The 20911-nt window shown below is 58.2% G+C and carries 26 protein-coding genes; 21 read left to right on the forward strand and 5 right to left on the reverse strand.

Annotated elements, in window-relative coordinates:
• Window positions 1–80: 80 nt before the first annotated feature.
• The 21 genes from CAF73_RS25480 to CAF73_RS25575 are packed head-to-tail and all read left to right on the forward strand — an operon-like array spanning window position 81 to window position 14776.
• Entirely contained in the window at window positions 81–542 is a 462-nt protein-coding gene (locus tag CAF73_RS25480) for a head completion/stabilization protein (RefSeq protein WP_085704624.1), read from the forward strand.
• Window positions 539–991 carry a phage tail protein gene (locus CAF73_RS25485; protein ID WP_085704626.1) on the forward strand — a complete coding sequence of 151 codons (453 nt, stop codon included), beginning with the start codon at window positions 539–541 and terminating at the stop codon, window positions 989–991. The genes CAF73_RS25480 and CAF73_RS25485 overlap by 4 nt, the downstream gene beginning before the upstream one ends.
• Window positions 978–1661, forward strand: a complete 684-nt coding sequence (locus CAF73_RS25490) for a phage virion morphogenesis protein (protein ID WP_085704628.1) — start codon at window positions 978–980, stop codon at window positions 1659–1661. Before CAF73_RS25485 ends, CAF73_RS25490 begins: the two co-directional genes overlap by 14 nt.
• Before the next feature lie 11 nt (window positions 1662–1672).
• Window positions 1673–2788, forward strand: a complete 1116-nt coding sequence (locus tag CAF73_RS25495) for a DUF2586 domain-containing protein (protein ID WP_085704630.1) — start codon at window positions 1673–1675, stop codon at window positions 2786–2788.
• Between the two features lie 6 nt (window positions 2789–2794).
• Window positions 2795–3247, forward strand: coding sequence for a phage protein (locus CAF73_RS25500; RefSeq protein ID WP_065257744.1), 453 nt, complete (start codon window positions 2795–2797; stop codon window positions 3245–3247).
• Entirely contained in the window at window positions 3247–3459 is a 213-nt protein-coding gene (locus tag CAF73_RS25505; RefSeq protein ID WP_085704632.1) for a TraR/DksA C4-type zinc finger protein, read from the forward strand. Before CAF73_RS25500 ends, CAF73_RS25505 begins: the two co-directional genes overlap by 1 nt.
• The gene (locus CAF73_RS25510; protein ID WP_085704634.1) at window positions 3456–3752 is read left to right on the forward strand and encodes a hypothetical protein; all 297 of its coding nucleotides are present in this window, start codon (window positions 3456–3458) and stop codon (window positions 3750–3752) included. Before CAF73_RS25505 ends, CAF73_RS25510 begins: the two co-directional genes overlap by 4 nt.
• On the forward strand, window positions 3749–4282 hold the full coding sequence (locus CAF73_RS25515; protein ID WP_085704636.1) for a lysozyme: 534 nt from the start codon (window positions 3749–3751) through the stop codon (window positions 4280–4282). The genes CAF73_RS25510 and CAF73_RS25515 overlap by 4 nt, the downstream gene beginning before the upstream one ends.
• The gene (locus CAF73_RS25520; protein WP_085704638.1) at window positions 4282–4797 is read left to right on the forward strand and encodes a lysis system i-spanin subunit Rz; all 516 of its coding nucleotides are present in this window, start codon (window positions 4282–4284) and stop codon (window positions 4795–4797) included. Before CAF73_RS25515 ends, CAF73_RS25520 begins: the two co-directional genes overlap by 1 nt.
• Window positions 4794–5084, forward strand: coding sequence for a putative phage tail assembly chaperone (locus CAF73_RS25525; RefSeq protein ID WP_085654345.1), 291 nt, complete (start codon window positions 4794–4796; stop codon window positions 5082–5084). The genes CAF73_RS25520 and CAF73_RS25525 overlap by 4 nt, the downstream gene beginning before the upstream one ends.
• A 23-nt stretch (window positions 5085–5107) precedes the next feature.
• Window positions 5108–5248, forward strand: a complete 141-nt coding sequence (locus CAF73_RS30855) for a hypothetical protein (RefSeq protein WP_042732506.1) — start codon at window positions 5108–5110, stop codon at window positions 5246–5248.
• Window positions 5249–5253: 5 nt separating this feature from the next.
• Window positions 5254–7239, forward strand: a complete 1986-nt coding sequence (locus tag CAF73_RS25530) for a phage tail tape measure protein (protein WP_085704640.1) — start codon at window positions 5254–5256, stop codon at window positions 7237–7239.
• Entirely contained in the window at window positions 7236–7553 is a 318-nt protein-coding gene (locus CAF73_RS25535) for a DUF2590 family protein (protein ID WP_085654343.1), read from the forward strand. Before CAF73_RS25530 ends, CAF73_RS25535 begins: the two co-directional genes overlap by 4 nt.
• Window positions 7550–8722 carry a baseplate J/gp47 family protein gene (locus CAF73_RS25540; protein ID WP_085704642.1) on the forward strand — a complete coding sequence of 391 codons (1173 nt, stop codon included), beginning with the start codon at window positions 7550–7552 and terminating at the stop codon, window positions 8720–8722. The genes CAF73_RS25535 and CAF73_RS25540 overlap by 4 nt, the downstream gene beginning before the upstream one ends.
• Window positions 8719–9243, forward strand: a complete 525-nt coding sequence (locus CAF73_RS25545) for a phage tail protein (RefSeq protein WP_085704644.1) — start codon at window positions 8719–8721, stop codon at window positions 9241–9243. Before CAF73_RS25540 ends, CAF73_RS25545 begins: the two co-directional genes overlap by 4 nt.
• A 9-nt stretch (window positions 9244–9252) precedes the next feature.
• Complete coding sequence (locus CAF73_RS25550; protein WP_085704646.1) at window positions 9253–10950, forward strand: phage tail protein; 1698 nt, start codon at window positions 9253–9255, stop codon at window positions 10948–10950.
• Window positions 10951–10958: 8 nt separating this feature from the next.
• Window positions 10959–11666: a hypothetical protein gene (locus CAF73_RS25555; RefSeq protein WP_085704648.1), complete on the forward strand. Its 708-nt coding sequence runs from the start codon at window positions 10959–10961 to the stop codon at window positions 11664–11666.
• Window positions 11663–12586 carry a hypothetical protein gene (locus CAF73_RS25560; RefSeq protein WP_085704650.1) on the forward strand — a complete coding sequence of 308 codons (924 nt, stop codon included), beginning with the start codon at window positions 11663–11665 and terminating at the stop codon, window positions 12584–12586. Before CAF73_RS25555 ends, CAF73_RS25560 begins: the two co-directional genes overlap by 4 nt.
• The gene (locus tag CAF73_RS25565) at window positions 12583–13131 is read left to right on the forward strand and encodes a DNA-binding protein (protein ID WP_085704652.1); all 549 of its coding nucleotides are present in this window, start codon (window positions 12583–12585) and stop codon (window positions 13129–13131) included. Before CAF73_RS25560 ends, CAF73_RS25565 begins: the two co-directional genes overlap by 4 nt.
• Complete coding sequence (locus CAF73_RS25570; RefSeq protein WP_085704654.1) at window positions 13128–13832, forward strand: hypothetical protein; 705 nt, start codon at window positions 13128–13130, stop codon at window positions 13830–13832. Before CAF73_RS25565 ends, CAF73_RS25570 begins: the two co-directional genes overlap by 4 nt.
• The gene (locus tag CAF73_RS25575) at window positions 13805–14776 is read left to right on the forward strand and encodes a hypothetical protein (RefSeq protein WP_085704656.1); all 972 of its coding nucleotides are present in this window, start codon (window positions 13805–13807) and stop codon (window positions 14774–14776) included. Before CAF73_RS25570 ends, CAF73_RS25575 begins: the two co-directional genes overlap by 28 nt.
• An 11-nt stretch (window positions 14777–14787) precedes the next feature.
• Here the strand turns inward: CAF73_RS25575 and CAF73_RS25580 are convergent, their stop codons facing one another.
• The 5 genes from CAF73_RS25580 to CAF73_RS25600 all read right to left on the reverse strand — a co-directional run bounded on the left by CAF73_RS25580 (window position 14788) and on the right by CAF73_RS25600 (window position 20210).
• Window positions 14788–16836, reverse strand: coding sequence for a hypothetical protein (locus CAF73_RS25580; protein WP_085704658.1), 2049 nt, complete (start codon window positions 16834–16836; stop codon window positions 14788–14790).
• 792 nt (window positions 16837–17628) lie between these two features.
• Window positions 17629–18051, reverse strand: coding sequence for a hypothetical protein (locus tag CAF73_RS25585; protein ID WP_085704660.1), 423 nt, complete (start codon window positions 18049–18051; stop codon window positions 17629–17631).
• The gene (locus CAF73_RS25590; protein WP_085704662.1) at window positions 18051–18332 is read right to left on the reverse strand and encodes a hypothetical protein; all 282 of its coding nucleotides are present in this window, start codon (window positions 18330–18332) and stop codon (window positions 18051–18053) included. The genes CAF73_RS25585 and CAF73_RS25590 overlap by 1 nt, the downstream gene beginning before the upstream one ends.
• 470 nt (window positions 18333–18802) lie before the next feature.
• Complete coding sequence (locus CAF73_RS25595; protein ID WP_085704664.1) at window positions 18803–19909, reverse strand: SEC-C domain-containing protein; 1107 nt, start codon at window positions 19907–19909, stop codon at window positions 18803–18805.
• 85 nt (window positions 19910–19994) lie between these two features.
• On the reverse strand, window positions 19995–20210 hold the full coding sequence (locus tag CAF73_RS25600) for a hypothetical protein (protein WP_085704666.1): 216 nt from the start codon (window positions 20208–20210) through the stop codon (window positions 19995–19997).
• Between the last annotated feature and the right edge of the window lie 701 nt (window positions 20211–20911).

Genomic DNA, 20911 nt, shown 5'->3' on the forward strand with positions numbered 1-20911 from the left:
GGACCTGTGGACGTGTGTCTGCCATTTATGGACAGCCCCACGAAAAAACAGTCTCCCCGCCCTAATTCGAGCGGTCAGCAATGAGCTTTTCCGGGAAACCCACCACCATTGTGGAACAGGCGATCGAGAACGACGGCTTCTGGCCGAACCTCTCCGTGGCCGAGTTTCAGAAGGGCTATCGCCTGCCGGCGGAGTTCCTGGGCGACCTGCTGACTGACGCTTTGTTTATCGCGATGGCCGAGGTCAACGACGACCTGGCCAAGCTCAAAACCAGCTGGCTGGCAGCGGGCATCGTCGCCGTAGAAACAGCCGATCCGATGCTGCTGCCCGAGCGTGCATTGAAAGCCAAGCTGTACAAGCGCGCCGTGTATTGCCGCGCCAAGGCCAGCGCCCTGCAGCAGTTCCCCACCGTGACCCGCCGCGAGAGCGCCGAGAACACCGGCAAGGAGGCGCCGGAGCGTGAAGACACGTTTCTGGCATTCAGTCAGCAGGCTGTGCGCGCTCTGCAGGGCCGTGGCCGCATCACGGCGGCGCTGCTATGACCAAGCTGCAGACGTTGACCGCCTACCTACTGGAGCGACGCCTGGTCGAGCCTGAACAGCTCGACAGCTGGACGGAGCAGGTCAAGCTGTCGCTGATCTGGAAACCCGACGTCGACGGCATGCACTTTGCCGACATGCACTATCGCGCCGTGATTGTCCTGGAGCGTTTCGCCGCCAATCCGGCCCGCATGATGGCCCTGGTGGGCAGTTGGCTGGAGACTCACGACGCCGATCGCGACCGCCACGAACTGCCGGCGCCGGAATTCGCTGTCGAGCCCTTGGACAGCGATCTGTTCGACGTGGAAGTCACGCTGGAATTCGTCGAGCCGCAGTACCTGTCTGAAGATCCGGACGGCGAGATCCAAGCCTTCGGCAAGACCTGGGCGTTCATCCCGTTTGATCTGTGGATCGCTGAGCGCGGCGAGGTGGCCACCAATGGCGGGGCGTAGCACGTTCGAACTCGACGTGCGCGGACGCTTGGGCGTGCGTGAGCAACTGGCGTTGCTGAGCCTGCCGCCGCAGTTGCGCCGGCGTTTGCTGAACCAGGTGACCAAGCGCGTGCGGACGATGAGCCGTAAGCGTGTGCGCGACCAGCAGAACCTGGACGGCACGCCGTTCGTCCCGCGCCGGGGCGATGGCAAAGGTAAAAAGAAGATGGAAGCCGGCCTGGCCAAGTTGATGGTGGTCACCCGCGTGTCCGCTGATGAAGCGGAACTGGGCTGGAAAAACGCCCTGACCCGATGGGTCGCCGCCCAGCAGCACTTCGGCGTCAGCGAGCGCCGCACCGCCGCGCAGATGCGCCGCTGGAACAAAACCCCGCCCGGCCTGGCCGCGACCGAGAAACAAGCCAAGCGCTTGCGTCGGTTGGGCTTTCGCGTGCGTCAGGCCGGCAAAAGGAGCCTGACCAGACCGTCCGTGGCGTGGATTCAAGAACATGTGAATTACGCCAAGGCAGGTTTGCTGATTCGCATCCTGGATGACCAGCGCAGCGAGTCGTCGGGCGCGCAGAGCTGGGAAATCACGCTCCCGAAGCGCCAGTTCATCGGCGCCGAAACCGAACGCGACACCAACCTGCTGATTAGCCAGGTGTTGCAACAAATCCTAACTTCACCCCGCTAACGAGGCACTGCATGGCACTCGGTCAAGTCACCGTCGACAATCTCAACCTGGGCCAGGGGCCTGTGAGCGAGATTGAGCGCTACTTTCTTTTCATCGGCCCTGCCGGCAAGAACGTCGGCCAGATCCTGCCGCTGAACACGGACAGCGATCTGGACGCCGAACTTGGCGTTCCGGCCAGCGACCTGAAAACTCAAATCACCGCCGCCCGTCTCAACGGTGGCCAGCGCTGGGCATGTGTCGCGGCTCCGATCGGCGCCGAGGGCAAATGGGACGAGGCGTTGGAGAAAGCCCAGCAGCAGGGTTACTCCGTGGAAGCCGTGGTGATTACCAAACCGGTGACCGCAGCCGTCGAGCTGTCGGCGATGCATGACGCAGCGATCGCGCTGAACAACACCTACGGACGCCGCGTGTTCGTCATGGCGTCCGCGCCTGGCGTCACCGCCGAACAGACCTGGGCGCAGTACGTCAGCGAACGCAAAGCGTTGCTGGCCAACCTCGCCGCGCCGCGTGTGCTGGTCGTACCGCAGTTGCACGGCAATGACCTGGGAGTGTTGGCCGGTCGCCTGGCCAATGCTTCCGTGAGCATCGCTGATAGCCCGATGCGCGTGGCTACCGGTGCCGTGCTGGGCCTTGGCCCTGTTCCGATCGATGGTGAAAAAGTCCCGCTGACCTCGGCTGTGCGCAGCGAGCTGGATCGGGCGCGCTACTCGGTTTCGCAGACCTATCCGGATTACCCAGGCGTGTATTGGGGCGACGGCAACATGCTGGACGCCGCCGGCAGTGACTTTCAGGTCGTGGAATACCTGCGCATCACCGACAAGGCCGCTCGGCAGATCCGCCCGCTGCTGATTCGCCGCGTGGCCGATCGCCGACTGAACAACACTCCCAACAGCATGGCCGTCAACACCAACCAGTTGATGGCGCCGCTGCGCGCCATGGCCAAGTCCGTCACGTTCGCGGGCCAGGTGTTCCCTGGCGACATCGAGCCGCCTAAGGACGGCGACCTGGTGCTGACCTGGCTTACGAAAACCAAGGTCGCGGCCTACATCAAGCTCAAACCCCACAACTGCCCGAAAGACCTGACCGCGAACATCGCCTTGGATCTTTCCACTGAGAAAACGGAGTAACGCCCCATGGCGAAGATTGGCGGCAAGAACTTTGACGTAAACCTGGGCGACATCGCGCTGCACGTCGAAAGCTGCACCCTGGACATCACCGACAACTCGGCAGTGGCCCAAACCCGGGGTGTGCCGGACGGCTACGTGGACGGCGACGTCGCCGCCGCCGGCGAACTGGAACTGGACAGCACCAATTTCAACTTGCTGGTCGATGCCGCCCGCTCGGCGGGCAGTTTCCGCGAGCTGAAACCCTTTGACGCGGTGTTCTTTGCCAAGGCCGGCGAGGACGAAGAAATGCGCGTGGAAGCGTTCGGTTGCCGGGTGAAGGTTTCCAGCCTGCTGTCGATCGATCCCAAGGGCGGCGAGAAGAGCAAACACAAGGTTCCGTTCGACGTCACCAGTCCGGATTTCATCCGTATCAACGGCGTGCCGTACCTGGCCGCTGCTGAAACCGAGGGGCTGCGCTGATGGTGGACTGGTTCGACCGCGCCCAGGAGCTGGAGCAACGCCAGCGTGACCAGGCGATCAAGGCCCAGCTGAGCAAGTCTGTGCCGGTCGGGCCAAGCCTGACCCATTGCCAGGACTGCGACAATCCAATCCCGCCGGCGCGCCAGGCGCACGGTGGCATAACCCGGTGCGTCCCGTGCCAGACGGACGTCGAGAAGAGTAAACGCCGATGACCACTGAAACTTCGCGTCTGGGAACGCTGGAGCGGCAAATCGCCGTGATCGAGCACCGCATGAACGAGTTTGAAGGTCGTCACGACACTGTGCCGACTCGTGTGACCAAGCTTGAACAGCAATTCGAAAACATGACTGGCCAGCTCAAGGAACTGAACAAGGGGCAGCAGGCGTTGACCCTTGCGGTCAACGTGATCGGCTCGAAGGTCGGGCGCTTGCTCACGATTCTGACGCTGGTGGGCGCCGTGCTGCAGATGGTCGTGCCGGCACTGTTGCGCGTGTGGTTCCCATGAGCCTGCGCGGCAGGATCATGGCCGGCGTGATCGCGCTGGCTAGCACCCCGTTGGTGATCTTCCTGGGCACTTGGGAAGGCAACGGCCAGAACACCGTTTACGCGGACAAGCTCGCCGGCGGACTGCCCACGGTTTGCAAAGGCATCACCCGGTTTACGAGCCCGTACCCGGTCATCGTCGGCGACTACTGGTCGCCGGCCAAGTGCGCCGAGGTTGAGCAGATGGTGATCCGCAAAACGCAGCTGCAGCTGGCCGAGTGCATCACCAACCCGGACGTGGGACAGAACACGTTCGACGCACTCACCAGTCATGGCCATAACTTCGGCGTGACCAGCACCTGCGCCAGTCGAGCGGTCGCGCTTATCAACGCCGGTCGCATTGCCGAGGGCTGCAAAGCCCTGGCATGGGCACCGGACGGCAAGACGCCGGTATGGGCCTTTGTGACTGACGCCAAGGGCCAGAAGCGCTTTGTACCTGGGTTGCACAACCGCCGGCTGGCCGAATCCCGGCTGTGTGCGGAGGGCTTGTGATGCTGCGCGGAGCCTTGTTCCTGGTCGTGCTGTGCCTGGTTGCCTGGATCGGTTTTGACGTACTTGCAGGCCAGCGCGACGAAGCCAGGCGCGAGCGCGACAGCGCGAAATGGGAGGCCGGCGGCCTGCGCGAAGCAGCACGCATCAGCGGCGAAATGCTCGCTGAGCGGGACGCGATCGACCAACGAAACACCAAGGAATTGACCGATGCACGCACTGAAAACGAACGCCTGCGCCGCGCTGTTGGCAATGGCACTGGCCGGCTGTACGTCAGCGCCACCTGTCCCGCCGCTGGATCTGTGTCCGCCACCGCCGGCACCGCCCGCGTGGCTGATGCAGGACGCGCCGAACTCGCTGCAGACGCTCGACAGGATTATTTCACCCTCAGAGATCAACTCGCCCAAAGCCGGCAAATGATCGTCGGACTGCAGCAATACGCCCTGGGCGTTTGCCGGCGATCGCCGGCGCCCCAGAGCACCACTTTTCCCAACCTCAAAAAGAGCGATACCCCATGAGCCAGCAAAACACCGAAATCACCCTGGAAGTCGGCGAGCAGGAATTCACCTTCAACCTGACACCGGCGGACGTGACCAAGTACTTCAACGCCCTGACCCAAACCAACAAGGTCGCCCCGGGCAACAACCTGTTGATGACCACCGTCAAGCAAGAGGAAAAGGCCACGCTGAAACCGCTGCTGGCAAACCCGGTGATGGTGATGCAGCTCGCCGGCGCGCTGCTGGAGGAATACGCGCCCAACGTTGAGGTGATCGTAAAAAAGCGCTCGAGCACGCTGAGCGCCTGAGCGAAAACGGCCTGGGCCAGTTGATGGCCCTGACGCACCGCTGGCTACCTGGTGCCGAACCCACGCCCGAGGCGATGGGGACGGCCAAGTGGCTGGAGGACGAACACTGGAGACGCATGGAGTTTGCCGTTGCTAACGGCATTGCCCTTGCGCTGAACGGGTAACGACATTGGCAGACCGTAGCGCCAGCCTGGCTTTCATTCTCAGCTTGCAGGACAAGGTCACCGCGCCCCTGGGCAAGGTGAAAATGGGCTTTTCCGAGCTTGCCGATCAAAGTGAAAAGCACATCAAGACGATCGGCCTGGGCCTCGGTGGGCTGACGGCGGGCGTGGTCGCCATTCGCGAATCCATGGAACCGGCGCTGGAAGTCAATCGCGCCCTGGGAGACGTCCGATCGCTGGGCGTGGCCGAGGATGCGTTGTCCGCACTCAACAGCAAATCGCTGGAGTTCGCGGTGAACTACGGCGAGAACGCCAAGGACTTTGTGGCGTCCGCGTACCTAATCGAGGGCGCCATCAAGGGCCTTGCCGGCAACCAGCTGGCGACGTTTACCAACACCAGCAACCTGCTGGCCAAGGCCACCAAGACCGACGCCGAAACCATGGGCGAATACGTCGGCACGCTCTACAACCTGCAGAAGTCCCAAGCCGATGCGATGGGGAAGGGCGCGTGGGTGGAAAAACTCGGCGGCCAGACGGCGCTGGCGGTGCAGCTGTTCCGCACCAGTGGCGCGGCCATGAAAGACGCCTTCAAGGAAGCCGGGGCGATCGCCACGACGTCCGGCGTCGACCTGGCTGAACAGATGGCGGTGATCGGCACGCTGAGCAGCACCATGGAGGGCGGCGACGCCGGCGGACGCTACAAGGCGTTTTTCGAGAACATCGGCGCCGCCTCGGAAAAGCTCGGCATGAAGTTCACCGACCAGCAGGGCAAGGTGTTGCCGATGATGACCATCCTGGACAAGCTCCAGGGCAAGTTCGGCGACCTCACCAGCGCGTCAGCCGGGGCCAAGCTGATGGAGGCCTTCGGCGGCGAAGGTGCCCAGGTGATCGGCGCGCTGGCCAAGGACACCGATCGGCTGCGCAATGGCATCGAGCAGCTGGGCAAGGTGCGCGGGCTGGAGAACGCCGAGCAGATGGCCAGGGCGATGGTTGACCCGTGGCAGCAATGGGCGTCCCTGGTCGAAGTCATGCGAGTGGTGTTCGGTCAGGTGCTGATCCCGGTGCTGTCGCCGTTCATGGCCAAGATGGTGGACATCGGTAAAACCCTGGTGCGCTGGTCGCAGCTGTTCCCGAACATCACCCGCGTGATCGGCATCACCGCGCTGACGATCATGGGCATTGTCGCCGCGATGTCGGCCCTGACCATGGTGGTGGGCATTGCCCGCATGACCTGGTTGGGCATGCTGACCGTGTGGAAAGTCTTCCAACTGATGGGGCTGCGCACCGTCGCGGTGTTCATCCTGCAGAAGCTGGCCATCGTGGCTTACGTCGCCGTTATCTACACGCTGAGCGCCAGCCTGGCGCTGATTCGCGGCGCCATGATGCTGTGGCAGGGCGCGATCTGGCTGGTCAACGCGGCGCTGCTGGCCAACCCGGTGGTGTGGATTGTGGTCGGGATCGTCGCCCTGGTGGCGGTCATTGTTGCGGCGGTCGCCTTCTGGAACGAGTGGACGAGCACCCTGATGAACACGGCCGCGTTCCAGTTCGTCGCCGACAAGCTGCAGAAGCTATCCGACTGGTTTAACTCCATGGGCGGCTGGTCGGGCATGGCCAAGGCCGCGTGGGACGGCATCGTCGGCATTTTCACCAAGGCCGTTAACGGCGTGATCGAGCTGCTGAACAGCATCCCGGGCGTGAATATCGAAGCGCGCTTCGGCGGCATGCCCGAAGTGCCAGGCGCCGACGCCGCTGCCAGCGCTTCCGACACCGCCAACGCTGCGCAGAAAGCCCAACAGACCATCAATGCGGCCATTCCAAGCCTGTCGCCGGCGCGTCCGTCTGCAGTGCCGGCGGGCGGCCTGCTGACCAGCATTCAGAACAACAACAGCAGCCAGAACAAAGGCACGCATGTAGAGAACGTGACTATCAACACCGGCAAGCAGATGACGCCGCTGGAGATGGAAAACATGGTCGCCATGGCGGTGGGCGGATGAGCGAATACGTGGATCTGCTGATCGTTGGCAACGACCTGGCGCTCGATCCCTCAAACCAGCCCCGTTTGATCGATGACCGCGCCTGCATCGCCCAGGACATCGCCCACATGATCCGCGACAGCGGGCTGCTGGTGACGCTGGTGGCCGAGCGCGATCGCCTGCGTCAGCGCGATTGCATCCAGCGGATGGAACTGCTGGTGGAGGGCGACGTGCGCCTGGTGCCGGGGACGGCACGCATCACCCAACAGGAACCAGGCGTTTACCTGGTGACCGCCAAAACCCTGAAGTTCGGATCGATTGAGGTAAGTCTGTGAGCGTCGATTTTAAAAAGGTGATCGCCGACGCCGGCATCCCGACCACCGAGGCGGCGTTGAAGGCCGAATGGGAAAAGGAAGTTGAAGCCCAGGGCGCGAAAGTCGCCAACACCAGCAGCTATTCCCCATTCTGGCGAGTGATGACCGCACTGGTGACGAAGCCGGTTTTGTGGCTGCTGGATTTCCTGTGCCTGACCGTGCTGCCCAACTTCTTTGTGAAAACAGCGGTCGACGCCTGGCTGGACACGCTCGCATGGGCGGTCAACGTCGAGCGCAAGGGCGCGACCAAGGCCCAGGGAAAGCTGCTGTTCACTCGGGCCATTCCGGACGGTGTGCTGGAGCTGGAAAAGGGCATTGTGGTGCAGTCCGCCGCAATCAACGGCAACGTTTACCAACTGGTCACTACGGCGCCGGCGACGTTCCAGCAGGGCCAGCTCCAGCTGGATGTTCCGGTCGAGGCGATTGAGGCGGGCAGTGGTTTTAACCTGGCCCCGGGTTACTACGCGATCCTGCCGGTGCCGATCCCTGGCATTGTCCAGGTGGTGAACAAAGACGGGTGGCTGGCTTCACCAGGTGCAGATCCGGAACCCAACGACCAGTTGCGCCTGCGCGTGCGTAACCAATTCTCAGCGGTCAACCAGTGGCACACCGACGCGGTGTATCGCGCCATGATTTCCGCCTTCCCGGGCGTGCGTCCGGATGGCGTGTATTTCGAACACGGCGCCCCGCGTGGGCCAGGCAGCGCCAATGCCTACATCCTGTTTGATGCGGGTGTGCCGGCGGCCAGCTACCTGGAAAAGATCAACGCGCATATCCGCGACCAGGGCAACCACGGCCACGGCGATGACCTGCTGGCTATGGTCATGCCGGAAACCCCTTCCAGCATAGTGGTGAACGTCTGGCCGTTCTCCAATCAGACGCCAGAGCAGAAAGCCACACTCAAACAGGAGGTGGAGTTTTTTGTACGTGCGGCCTTTCGCGAAAGCACGCCCCGCGACTACCAGCCCACGCTGACCTATCCGCAAGCGCGATTCAGCAAAAGCCGCCTTTGCACTGAACTGCACGAACAGTTCCCCAGCATTGAGGCGGTGAAAATCACGCCGATGGTGGATGTGGTGAACGGTCTGTCCATACCCCGTCTGGAGAACCTGACGGTGGTGATTCAGTGATCAAAATCAAACTGCCTTTCTGGCTCGGCGGCACCGAGTTTACCAAGCTGGTCGCGGCTGCACAGTCCTGGTGGAAAACCGTCACCGGCTGGCTGCGCTGGCCCTATTCGCAGATCGATCCGGACACCTGCCACCTGAGCATCCTTGAACTGTGGGCCTGGCAGCGGGACGTGACGCGCTTCACCGGCGAGCCGGAAAGCCTGTTCCGTCTGCGCGTGAAATACGCCTTCATCAACTCGGTCGACGCGGGCAGCACCGCCGGCATGAAACGCATTTTCGAGCGCCTGGGCGTTGGCTACGTGGAGATCGAGGAGCGCCAGCCCGATCGGGATTGGGACGTGGTGCTGCTCAAGTTCAGCAACGCCCAGCTGTCGCTGAACCCCGAGCTGCTGCGCGTGCTGATTCAGCAGTACGGGCGGACGTGCCGGCGCTATGACTTCGTGACCATCACACCGGTGGGCCTGCAAATCGGCCTGATCGACTTCAACGACGACCAGCAAACGCTGGTCGCCAGCCTGTAGGAGCGCAAAGTGAGCGCCAGTATTACGTTGGCCGGCGAAGGCCAAATCGCCCTGAAGCAAAGCCAGAAAAAGCCCCTGGTCATCACGAAATTCATTTTCGCCAACGTGCCCGGGTTGGACACCGAAGCGCCGGTGGATCGAGCCGCCGGCAAGCCGCCAGTGGGCCAGATCGTCCACACCTACGAGATCCCCAAGGAAAACGCCGGTTTTGTGAACCCCAACCAGATCGTCTACAGCGCGCAGCTGGGATCGGACGTCGGCGATTGGGACTTCAACTGGATTGGCCTTGAAGACGCTGACGGCCTGTTGTTCGCCGTGTCCTACGTGCCGCTGCAGCAAAAGCGCAAGAACATCCCACCGCTGCAGATCGGCAACAACGTCACCCGCAACTTTCTGGTTGCGTTCGACGGTGCCCAGGCGCTGACCGGCGTAACGATCGATGCCAGCACCTGGCAGCATGACTTTACTGTGCGCTTGGCCGGCATCGATGAGCGCGAGCGCCTGAGCAACCGTGAGCTGTACGGGCGCGCCTGTTTCTTCGGCGATTCGCTGCAGTTCGAGAAGACGGCCAACGGGTTTCAGCTGCGCCCGGGCGTGGCCTATATCGAAGGTATTCGTGTTGCGCTCACGGCGCCGCTGCCGGTGACCGGCGTTATCCCGGTGGGAAAAATCACCCTGGACGTGTGCCTGGAACGCCAGTTAAGCGATCGCGTGGCGACGTGGAAAGTGGTGTTCGGTGAACCGGCGGACTACACCGATTCCGCCGGCGCTCGCCACTACTGCGTGCCCGTCGCGCATTACTTGTCATCGGTGGGCTTTTCGGACATGCGCCTGCCCGAGCCGGTCAATGGGCCGCTGATCCAGTACTGGGCGGCGCGGGACGGTGACTACGCCAACCTGCGCGCCCGGGGCACGACGAAAGAAGACGTGGAGCTGGGCAACCTGCCGAACGCGAAGAGCGACGATCCGGAAACCAACAGCAGCGAGATCCTGGCCACCACTGCAGCGTTGAACAAGCTGCAGAAACAGGTCGGCGAATCGATGACTGGCATGGTCTCGGCGTTCGGTATGAACAAGCCGCCAACTGGGTGGCTGGCGTGCAATGGTGCCGCCATTTCGCGCACGGTCTTTGCCGGTTTGTTCGCCCGCATCGCCACGCTGTACGGCGCCGGTGATGGTTCGACCACCTTCAACTTGCCGGATCTGCGCGGCCTGTTCCTACGCGGTTGGGACGACGGACGCGGTCTCGACGCGGGCCGTGCCTTCGGCACCTTTCAGGACATGATGATCCACTCCCACGCGCACGGGGCCTCGGCCACGGCAGTAGGCGATCACTTGCACAGCGCTTGGACAGATGCACAAGGCGACCACGTCCACAGCGCCTGGACGGATGCCCAAGGTAACCACGACCACGGCTTCCGATACGTCGATAACGGCCAAGGTATTTCAGTTGCAGCGGGTGCTGGGGGCGGCAGCGCGACCACGCTCGAGCAAAATTTTGGAATCAATGCGGATAACCGACCTTACCGAACCGATTACCAGGGCAACCACGCTCACAACGTGGGAATCGTTGCTGCTGGACTTCACGCACACAACGTCGGCATAGGCGGAGGCGGTGCCCACACCCACGGCATAAATGTGACCGCTACCGGCGGAAACGAAACCCGGCCCAAGAACATGGCCCTTCTTTTCTGCATCAAGTATTGAGACCGAACATGAGCGAGAAAATCGTCTATCAGACCAACCACCTGGGAATCTTGGTGGGCACCGTTACCGCTGACGAATCGCCGCTGGAACCGGGCGTGTACATGATCCCGGGCGGCTGTGTGGAGACAGCGCCGCCGCAGATCCCCGAACATAAAGCGGCCTGGTGGAACGGCAAAGCCTGGCAGCTGGTGGACTATTTCGGCGGCGTGGTGGTGTACAACACCGCGACCGGCGAGCCGCGCACGCTCGAAGGCTTCGAGCCGGTGCCGGCAGGTTTCACCATGAAAAAGCCCGGGCCGAACCAGATCTGGAAGGGCGGCGAATGGGTCGACGATATCGATGCCGTGCTGGCCGCGCTCCGGGAGAAAAAGCTGCAGGCGATCGCCGCCGATTGCGCCGCGTATGTCGCCGGCGGTTTCAACTCCAACGCCTTGGGCGACGCTTACCGTTACAGCAGCGCCATCGATGACCAGGTGAATCTGAACGCCCAAGTGTTACTGGGACAGGATGACTTTTACCCGTGTACTGATGCTGACCAGGTGCTGGCGTTCCGGCCTCACACCATCGCCCAACTGCAGAAGGTCAGCCACGACCTGGTGCGCTTTCGTCAAAGCGCCCAGCAGTGCGCCGAGTTGTTGCGCCAGTCCGTTGAAAAGGCCCTGAAAGACAAAAACCTCAAGGCGATGAAAGCCATCACCTGGACGCGGCCGGCATGAGCTGGGCGCCGGTGACGATGCGCTGGCCAGAACAGGCCACGCAATGGATGGGCAGGCTGTCCGCTGCCAAGGATCTGGCCACCGGCGAGCTGGCCAGCACCGCGCAACGGTTGGCCGGTTTGAGCGGGTTGGCCAACACCAACCCGGGGCCGGTCGGCGACGCCGCGAAAGGCGCCATTGAAGCCGGACGGGCGGCGCTGGCCGAGCAGTTGGGTCAGGTGCCCGCGTGCCTGGTGGTGACACCTTTTCAAAGCGGCGTCGGCCAAGGCAAGGGCTATCAGCGCTTCCTGTCGGCGCCGAACGTGCTGGAACACCTGGCCAAAAAACTGGAGGACGCCACTGACACGGGCCGTCCGGTTGGGCCGCAATATGCCCTGTCGGTTCTGTTCCTGGGGACACGCCTGGAACAGTTGGCCAGCGGCCTGTCGCGTTTCAACGCATTGATGCCGATCGGCGACCTGGTGCGCACCGAGCGGCGCGCCCAGCACCTGATGAAGCTTGAGACTGACAAGTGGGAGATCCCCGGCGCCGGTGCGTTGCCGCGCTGGCAAGGACTGCCCCTGGAGCGATGCACGGTGGTCAAGGCTGCGAAACAGTCCCTGGCCGGCCAGTTGGCCGTGCTGGAGGGCTACGCCGCCGACAGTTCGCCGCTGGGCGATCTGGCTGCGCTGGCCGCTCGCAAGGCAGCGCAGCAACAAGGGCGGGATCAACAATTGGCTGATCTGAAAAACCTGCTGGCTGGGGGTAACCCCGACGTCAGCATACGGGCGCGCCTGATTGGCCCGGGTAATCCCAGCGAGCTGCGCCAGGAGCTGTTGAGCGGCGATGCCCCTGGGCATGAGTGGGTGCAATGCGCCGGCCTGCTGCTGGTGGGCACGCAAGAGGGGTTGAGTTTTGTACGGGAGCTGGTGGGCCTATGACGCTGTTGCTCGATGGGCAAAAAGTCCAGGGGAAGAACCTCAAGGTCACCGGCAATCTACGCATCGAAAGCGGCGACATGTCGGGGCAGACCAGCAACACTGACAAGGCGCACAAGGGCTTCAAGCCCAAAACGTTGGCCGTCTCGCTGATGATCCCCTTCGTTGATCGGGTGCAGCTGACTGACTTGATGCGTCTGGCCGAAGCCACGGCGAGCGGCGGCGAGCTGCATCTGTATCGCATCGTGAACGACACCGCCGAGGCGTTCGGCGTTCGCCAGGTGGAGTTTTCCGAAGGCGTCAGCGCCCGGGAAGCCGACAACCTGAAAGCCTGGCTGGTGCAGTTCACGCTGAGCGAGCGCGAGTCGAACCCGGAAAAGGTCGAGGGTCGGCGTGCCGGCAACAAGGTCGACGCCCAGGGCGCCCCGGGTAGCGCGGTCGGTGAGGGTGGTAGTAACTCAGGTTCGAGCGACAACCCGGAACTGAGCGGCTTTGAAAAGGTGCTGGGCCGTGTGGACAAGTGGCTGGGCGGGAGTGAGCAGACGTGAAACTGCACAAGGTTCTGTCGATCAATGGCGCGCCCGTTCCGCTGGTCAAGGAGGACGTCCGACTGGACGCCACCAGTCCAGGGCGGGCGAATTTTACCGTGCAGTCCGCCGAGCCGCTGAAAGGGTTGGTGACGCTGGATATCGGCTACAACGACCGCACGCTGCAGCGCCACTTCATCGGTTACGTCGAGCGTTGCACCGCCGCCAATGCCAAAGAGCAGGTGCTGTTCTGCCGTGAACTGGCTGCTGTGCTGGCCAACCCGTTGCCGTTGAACCTGCGTCATGTCGATCTGCGCGCTGTGCTGGCTGCCATCAGCGAGCAGACGGGCCTGCGCTTTCGCGTTCCCGATCGGCCTTACGCCGGCGTGAAGGCACCGTACTTCTACAGCCTTGCTGCCGGATACCAGGCCATGGACAGCTTGGCCCGCGTGTTCAGTATTCCCGACTTCACCTGGCACCAGCTGGGCAACGGCGAAGTGTTCGCCGGCAGCTGGGCCGATAGTTTTTTTGGCGCCCGGGCGGCGCTGCAGATCCCCACGGAGCTGTTCGACGGCTACCAGGGCAACCAGAGCGCAATGGTGGCGGCCCTTCCAGGGCTGCGACCAGGTGCAACGATCAACGCCGGCGAACGCGTCACCAGTGTGGCGCTCGCCAATGACCAGATGGCCATCCGATGGAAGACGCAATCCGCCGCGCTGTAGAGCGCCAATTTCCCGAACTCACCGGCGGTTATCACCTACCGCGCTTTGCCCGGGTCACTGCCGTGGCCGACGCACCGGCGGACGCCGGGATCTGCGACGACTTCCGTCCGCGCTACGCGGTCGATATTGAAGTCCTGGGCGCCGATGACGAGCCAGATCCGGCCATCCCGACGCTTACCGGTGTCCCGCTGCCACTGCCCACCGGTGGCGAGGAAATGGGCATTTACGCCTTTCCGGAAGAAGGCACGCGGGTGGTGGTATGTTTCGCCTACGGTCTGCCAAACAAGCCCTACATTCAATCGATCTTGCCCCACGGCCTGAGCATGCCCAAGGTGCCGAATGGTGACCAAGTGTGGCAACACAGCGGCAACGCACAGCAGCGTGTTGATGCGGACGGCAACTGGCTACGCCAAACCGACGGCAAGATCCGGGATCACGCGATCGAGCGTGAGGTTGAAGCCCTGGACAACCGCGAGCAGTTCCAGAGCCACACGCGGGCCGTCGACGACCACTCAACGGAGACGGTGGGTGGTGTGAAAAAGATCGAGGCGCTAGGCGCGCTTAAGCTGCTGTCAGGCGGATCCGCGAGCTTGGCGGCAGTTGATGATCTGCACCAGGCGTCGGGACGCGACCTAAACCTATTAGTGGGCAGGAAGTACAACGCTGCGGTCGGTGGGGACATGGTCGAGCAGATCCATGGACTGCGCGAGAGTATCACTAGCGAGCGTCAGCGCTTGCAGTCGCCCAAAACCTGGTTGGGATCTGAAGTTACTAATGTGCTGCGCGTCTTGGGGGACACACTGGACCTGATTAGTCAGCTAGCTACGGAATTGGCAGAGCACACGCATGGGCCTTCACCAGCACCGACACAAGCCGCTGCGTTTTTTAATGATGCTGCAAAGGCAGAGTTACTCTCGGCCGAGCTCGCCGATGTGACGGGCTAGACAGATAGGGGCTACAGCTTGGTTTTCGCGCGAGAACCTAAGTCGTGGAATTGCGAAAAAGTTGAATACATATCAAGTGAACCATTGACTACGGTTTTAACGTGACCGAGTGCAGCTGAGAAGTCCTCAATACTTTGACAGTGTTCAAGGAGATAGTGGACTTGGGGAGTTCCCAGAAAGACCGAGTCGTGAAACTCGTTGTGGCACTCGTTGGTTAGTTCCTGTTTTTGCGCCAGTAGAACGTCCAGTTTTTTTAAAAGCTCGTTGCACTCTTCGAATTTTCCGGCTTGGTAGTCCGTCATGGTGCTGGCGTTCATTTGCGACGAGGCAAGATTATTAATTAGATTGGCAGAGACCATCCGGTCTTGCAGGCTTCCGAAATCATGAAGTGTGATTGCGATTTTTTCTATGCGTCTACCTTTGTGTTCCAGCACCGTACCGTCATTGAATTCGATACGACCGTCTCTCAATAGATAAATTTCGTGACTGGTCAGTTGGCACTGAGCCTGCATAAAAGTTAAACAAATATCGATCAAGCCATCCACAATGTCTCCACCGAGCGTAGGTTTAGTTAGTGCTTTTTTCTTGCATTCGAATAAAAATATTTGCTCTGACGTGGTGATCGCTAAGTCGATTTCTCCGTTTTTGTATTTTTTCGAACGAGCGAATACGTCAATACCTCGCGCTAGAAACATATTCTCAAGCATAGGCTCTAGCGCATCGCCAATCTGTTTGCTAGCGCCGGGGAATGCGCTGCTAACGGCCTTGACGGCGGCCTCCCAGAATGGAATCGATATTAGGGGGGGCGATAGTATCAGCGCTTTTCCGCCCGGTTGCCAGACCAGTGGTAACGAAGTTAGGTTTACGGAAGGACTGTCGAACGGAGTTTGGTAGTTAGAATTAATATTGTCCGGATTGTGAATAAAATGAGGAAGCATTTTTTTAAAAGTCTGCTTATCGATCCCGCTAGCCTTTCGAATGTCTTCAAGGGAGCAAACTTTGTTTATACTGGAAGCGGGTATCCCTCGCAAAACGATTTCCGCTAGCTTGATAACATCCGAGATACCAAAGCCCAGAGCCGCATTCATTTTTGTTTCATTCACCCAGCGGAACAGCTCCTGCAGCATAAATATGCAGTGGCTAGGATCTAGCTGCCTATAGCTTAGACAGAAGTCCCCTCTCAGCATTTTTCGCACGTACTCTGGCAGAAATTCGGGTTCGACGAACGGGAACGCATAGGCTGAATAATCTTCCAGTTCTAACAACGCAACAACGTCGCGAGCTATTTCCAGTAACCTAGTACCTTGTCGAGCCCTGGGCGTGGCAGGGGTGGTTTTTAAATGTTTTGCAGCAAGATTTATCAGGTAGCCGTAAGGATAACTTGGCATGGGCTCTATATCCCAATCCAGTGTTCTGACCGTTCTCCCAAGCTGATAACGCGAGCCGCTGAACCTGCTCCTGCGCTGCAAACCGTCCAATAAAACACTTATCAAATGCTTCCCACTAGCCTGCTTAGTTAACCAGTCAATTTCTTCTGTAAGTCGCTGAGATTCTTCGTGCTCCAGAAAGAAACGGCCATTGCCTAGTTTTATGTCGTAGCCCTTGTCTCGTAGTCGTGCGGCTGCGGCTCTCGTTGCATTTTCAGATATGTATCTACCATTCCATATAGGAACTGCACGGTCTTTACTCAGTAATCGTGCTGCAGTAATAGCTAATACCCACTCACGCTCGTCGGAGAATGGTACAAAGATGCGCTCATTTACTCCATGTAATATTTGTTCAATTATCAGGTGGTCCAAGCGGTCAGACTTTAGCCACATGTGATCTTGATATAAAAGCGACTCTATCTTTCGCAGGTCAGCCTGATGTATTCCGCTGTTGGACTTGATGAGGCTTCGGATAGCAGTGAATAGTAGCTTGCTGATTTCAGGGGGCGGTGTGCTGTCGTTGAAGTCTTCGATCAGCATTCGGAGGATATCCAGCTCTGTTAAGTCTTTGGTCAACAGAAACGCTTTGTCAGCGAGTTCTTTGAATCGTTTTGCTTGAGTCTGCGTGTCCATTGTTATCCCTAACTATCACTATAGTTTCCTGCCGCCCGGGTGAGTAGCTGATATGCCGTCTCTGCTTCAGCTGCATTCGCAAAGTCGATGGACTACGCTTCCGCTCAGCCTTGACCGAATCTAGCGGTTTCCAGCCCTAATACATACCCTTCAGCGCTCTGGTGCGTCATGCATCTCTCCAACCTCGATGGATGCTAGCACCGCAGAACCTGCGCTCGCACTTGTCCAGGCGTCGCCAAGTTTTCGAGTCGACGCGACGTATTCTAGGCATTGGACTGATCTCGCAACTGACGATCGGTGCTGAGCATATCGCACCGCGTAAACAGTCCGCTCATAAAAAAAAACACTTGGAAAATCACTTATCCCCCTCCCGCCAGCGGGACTTGTGTCGTAAAAAAATGCAAAGGGTAGGGTGGCGCAGAATGAGGGCTGGTCTAGGTCTGCTGTGGCTAATGACTACGCATCTTCCATTGCATAGTTTGCAAATTTTTGCAGTGGTGTGCAGGAATTATGCATACGAGATGCGGAAAGAGAACGGCAGAAGGGTGTAGGCGTCACACAGTACTTGCGCGGTGTGTAAGCGAAAAAACTGCTGATTCAGTGAGTTTTTTATTTCGACAGCGATGGTACGAGACCGTTTCTAGTCTGCGTCCTGCTGGCAGTCAAAGGGCATCAGCGGGCCGGAGGTAAGCGGGTAGGCTCAGCTTGTCCCGTATCCCGAGGTTTTCAAAAGGATGCACAGCCATTGATGGCAGATGCCACCTACCGTTGGTGGCACCCCTGATGGCCGCCTTATGGTACGGGCAAACCAGCTTCCTTCCACGCTTTATGGAGGGCATTGTGATGCTCCAGTTGCACCCGACCAATTTTTGGCGGTGGGCTGGCAATATGACCCGAGAGCGGAGGGGCAAACCAAGCATTATCGAACGGCACAATAACTCGGTTATTCAGGTCGAACTTGGTGTCTTTACGGAGCCCGGTGCCCTGAAATCCAGGGTCGTTGGCACTGATAAGAAACTCGCCCCGGTAGATCTTGTTGACTTTTTGGCTCGTACCGTAAGCGATCTCAACCGCATGGTCGTCATCGTAGATAAAAAGAACCAAGCACGTCCGGGTTTTAGGGCCCGGAAGGTGCTTGGCCAAATGCGTTGGAAAACGCGCGAGCAGGATGTCTGCCGGTTGAGGCAGGGGATAATAGGGAACAGCTGTTTGCATCAAAAAATACCTCTCGATCTTCGCTCCTTCGGTAGATTCGACACTGGGCTGGCAGCGCGAATAGCCGAAATGTGAGCTTCGGTTAAGTTTTCATCGTCCAAGTCGTAGGTCGGTAGCACGCGATCAGCGTATTCCCGAAGAGCGACATGAATCATTTCGGTTTTGCTCATGCCGGTTACCAAGGTAAGCAGCTCGACAGTGCCGCTGCTGACCCCTGTAGGCGTGTCCTGTTTGCGTAAGCGCAAGAGCACGTTTTCTGGCTTTTCGGCTAGGAGTTTCATACTCGACTCCACTATGGGTGACTCTCTCTTGGTGGTTTTCCGTTGGTTATCCCATCACCTCTTTGTGATGGGTGATATAGATTCTATAGCACATCAAGAAAAAGTCAATATGGTGGTTGACCTAGCCATTCAAATGTGAGTTCGATTTCGGTAGGTGGCTGGGAGGACGTGGGGAAGACGCCGCTGTGGACACGAAGGTGGGGTGTTAACGCTGGGCTGCTGCTGACCCTTATGAATGCATAGGCGGATTTTTCAAGGCGATCTCGGAGAAGAGTAATTTTGATAATGGAGGGGTGACACTTCTACGCAAATGTGTCCCAGCCACGTTGGCTTCCGTAGCCCAACAAAAAGGCCTCCACACCTGGAACAGGTGAGAAGACCAATTGAACATAAACGGCGTTATTTATAGGACAAAACTTTACTCATAACCGCACTTCATGTGGAGTAATTAGAAAATGCGAGAAAGTAAATTAAATCATCGGCACCATTAATATATTTGTTATCGCTGGGAAGTGCAGGGGTCGAGTGATATTTATTGAATCGCCATACGTGTCAGTATCAATGCCTTGTGAGTACAAGTGTTCTACCTTTTTCTGCGTTTCATTATCTAGTGAATGAAACCAGCTTGGCGAAATGTAAAAGTTTTCGATAAGTAGGATGATGAAAATCGCTAAGCTATCCGCTGTCAGCTTGTTATCTAAAAATTGTCTAATTAGTTTGTTGCAGGTTTGAGAGTGTTCTGATAGCCAAGATAAAACAACAAACCCTTTCCCTTCACTAGAGAATGAATTGATAGCAATGTAATCCGGCATATCATTCGGGTTGCTGGATATGTCCTGCGCTTTGTGTCCATTGAAGTCGAAAGTTGGGCCAACAATTGCGCTCCCCATAATTGGGGGCGGCGCATCAAGTGTAAAAACAGTATAGTTTAGGCCAGAATGATCCCCCGAGATCAGCATCGTATCGAGCTTTGATTTTATGTGTCTCAGATCTCCTATCGTTAAGTTATTGCTATTTCCGTACCAGGTTGAGGCGCTTTGGATAGCTAACTGTTGAGCTAAGCTTTTACCTCTATCGAGGGTCTTCATAAAGCCTAGTGTTTTTGATGCATAATCCTTGCTGAATAATTCTCTAGCTATCCCCCTGTAAGTGACTAAAAAACAATGTAGCGGTGAGGAATTAAATCGCTGGTCTTCAATTGGTGAAAATAATTTTTTGTCATGTATAGAGCAAAAGCCTGAGAAGGTCGAAGCGTTATTTATCCCTATCTCGTCAAGTTTTATCTTTGGTGCGGTATCGGTTTTTGACTCTACGGATATTTTTAATACGTGGCCATTCTTTGCAATTGCCTTCAGTGACGAGCTTTTGGAAACTGTGTGCGCGTTAATTATTTTATTTGAACATTCGTGCAAGAGTGAATCTGGGACGCTACACTTTTTGGTTTTTTTGAAAGATCCCAAAGTTTGAAATATTTTGTGAACCTCCACAGGTGGTTGACTTTCGATATCTCTGTGGCAGTGCTTATACTTTTTCCCCGAATCGCACCAACAAGGGTCGTTTCGTTTCAACGGCTTCATAAAGTTCCTTGAATTAGCCCAAACATTCGCGATCGCGGACAATGATGTCGCTATCAAGTGTAAAAAATAAAAGGGGCGTCGAAGGCTAATCCTTCTCCAGATTTCTCAATCGTGCCAGACCCTGATTGATAAAACCCGCATTCTCCCCAATTCGCTCAAGAGCTGCGCGGGCATTCTCCCCCACGGCCTCATGTCCTTGCTGCTCAACTAGCAGCACTAGTTCCATCAACGCAGCTTCAAGCCCCAATTGGTTTTCGTACATTTTGTCGAGGACGACGGTGAGGGAGTATTCGCTGGCCATGTATTCGACTCCGTTCGGAAAGCAGGAAGCATAGCAGGCACCTGCGGGGGGCTGATTTCAGTTCGAGGCTGGGAAAAAGGTAATTTTGGTAAGACGATGCGAAAAACTGGCTGCAGCCCTTATAGACCGTGGCTTTGAGGTATTACCTTTGAAGGTAATATTTGGTAAGGCCGGAGGTAATATTTCACCAAGTACCTGATTTTAAAGGGTTTCGTAGGTCGGTGAAATTACTACGACTAAGGGTAATTTTCTAACCTCCTTATTACCCTATTATTACCTTTGCTCAATCTGCCTAACCTACTGATTCTCTTATGTTTTCATGACTAAAAAAAAGAAAATTACCAAAATTACCTTTTTCCCAGGGGTCAACCTGAAAACGGAGTGAAGTACAGGCGGGGCGATTCGCTGGCCTTTCGTGCGCGCGGTTTTAACACTCACGAAACACGTCTGAGTCGACGATAGACAGTGCCAGGATTGGAGCCGAGAACCGCTGCTTAAAATTTGCTAACGCAGTCGGCAGAGGGGATGGGGCAAGGAGGGAGAAGAACAGAGCTGGTACGCAACTGGTACGCGGGTTGGTGGCGAGGCGTTTGGGCCTTTATTTACGGGAGGTAAAAGAAGGGTCAGTTCGATCCATCATCGGCGCGACGGAGAAACGGCGGGAGAGTGGGGCGGGTGTGGCGGTGATTGGGGGCATTGGG

Source organism: Pseudomonas sp. B15(2017) (assembly GCF_002113215.1).
In the GTDB taxonomy this organism is placed as follows: Bacteria; Pseudomonadota; Gammaproteobacteria; order Pseudomonadales; family Pseudomonadaceae; genus Aquipseudomonas.